Here is a 1668-nt window from a genome sequence, read left to right on the forward strand (position 1 = left end):
TGAGGAATCTACTATCTAACTCAGGGTCGATGGTCTGTCGCTCAATTTTTACCTGCTTGGTAAATTGCTCTGCCGCCAGCAGAGAATCGTCTGAGACGGTTCCTCTGACGTCTACCTTGCCGATGACGCCCGCTGGCACCAGCTGTTCATTCCCGTTCACATAGCTAGCATCTGTCGGATCTAAGCCAGCACCGACGATAGAAGAGAGAATATCACCGTAGACAATAAACTCTTTTAGCTCACCGCTACCGTACGTATCGTCACCACCTCCAACCTGTCCATCTGGGCCGAGATCACTGCCCACAAGCACTTTTGCGTTGGTCATATCGCCGCGTACGAAGACGCGCCTGATATCACTGGCGCTAACTGTCCCTAATAGATCGTGCTTAACGTCTAACTTGTTGAGTTCGCCCGCTACTGCCAGCGACCAGTCTGCGGTCGTTGAATCTAGATCTAGCTTGTCTACTTGACCTAGCTTCCAGATGCCTGACGAGGCACCCTTCACTTTCACCCGCTCTAGCTCACCTGCAATTTCAATATCGGCGTCGAAATCGTATCTAACATTCAGGTTTTTCAGCTCAGGCGCTTTTACCAAGCTAGCCGCCCCTTCAGTCGTAGTCCAGCTGGTTGCACTAATCCCACGAATCCGACTTTGAGAAATGACCGATAGGTTGCTGACCTGGTCTAGTTTGATATCGGCTACGTGTTCAGCATCTTCACCCGGTCCAATCAGAATCTGCGCGTCGCTGACATCATCTAGAACGATGCGATCTACGCTACCTGTAATGACCAAGTCGCCTTCCAGGTCAGTCTTGGTGCCATAGAACTGCTTCAGGTCGCCATTGACGGTGACGTCTCCAATGACATTGCCATTGCCGTCGGCTTGGATACTGACTTCGCTTTCATCTGTGGTGCCATAGAGGGCAAGATGTTTGACACCGCCTTGCTCTGTGACTTCTCCGTAGCCATCGCCTTTCAGCTTGAAGCGGACCGGATCGCCGTCTGCATTGCTGAGCGATAGCTGCCGGCTGCTGCCATCGATGTTGCCAAACTGCCAGGCGACAGTTTGGGTGAAGGCCGCTACGACAACGTTGTTGGTCTCGTCAGCTTCTGGGACGTTGTTCGCCGTATCGAGCGCAACTAGAATGTTATACTCACCGGGTGCAAAGTCGTCCGGCAGCTCGACAGCAGCGGATACCGTCTTGGACTTACCGGGTTCTAGCTTCAAACTGCCAAAGCCCATCTCACCGATTTCAACGGCGTTATTGGACGCGCCCTGCGGCTGAGCAAATACTTTGAGTGTGACTGGGTGCTGGGTGCCTAAGTTGCCTTGATTGTTCAGCGTGATCTCTAGTCTGCCGCTTTCTCCAGGCAGGGCAGTCTCGCTAAGAGTAAGCTCACCAACCGTAGCGGTCAAGTCAGGTAGGCCGCTGGTCTGAACGTACTCTACCACTTGCGCTAGGGATTGAGCAGCGCTGTAAGTCTGGTTCGCAAAGGCTGAGCCGGTCAGCGGGTCTATGCCAGGGTTGAAGCGGTTCTGTTGTGCAAACTGCTGTACTTCGGATAGCGCTTGCTCGATATCCGTTGAGCCGAGCAGCATCCTATCGATCGCCTCTAGGTCAGCGAGGACTTCTGCTTCTGACTGCGAGACACTTTCATCTAGAACAA

Annotated in this window: 1 protein-coding gene; it reads right to left on the minus strand. The window is 53.1% G+C overall.

What is annotated here, in order from left to right; translation table 11 throughout:
• Nucleotides 1-1668: CARDB domain-containing protein (locus IQ256_RS29160; protein ID WP_193859170.1), on the minus strand; the 1668-nt coding region annotated here is incomplete at both ends.

Source organism: cf. Phormidesmis sp. LEGE 11477 (genome assembly GCF_015207105.1).
In the GTDB taxonomy this organism is placed as follows: Bacteria; Cyanobacteriota; Cyanobacteriia; order Phormidesmidales; family Phormidesmidaceae; genus Phormidesmis.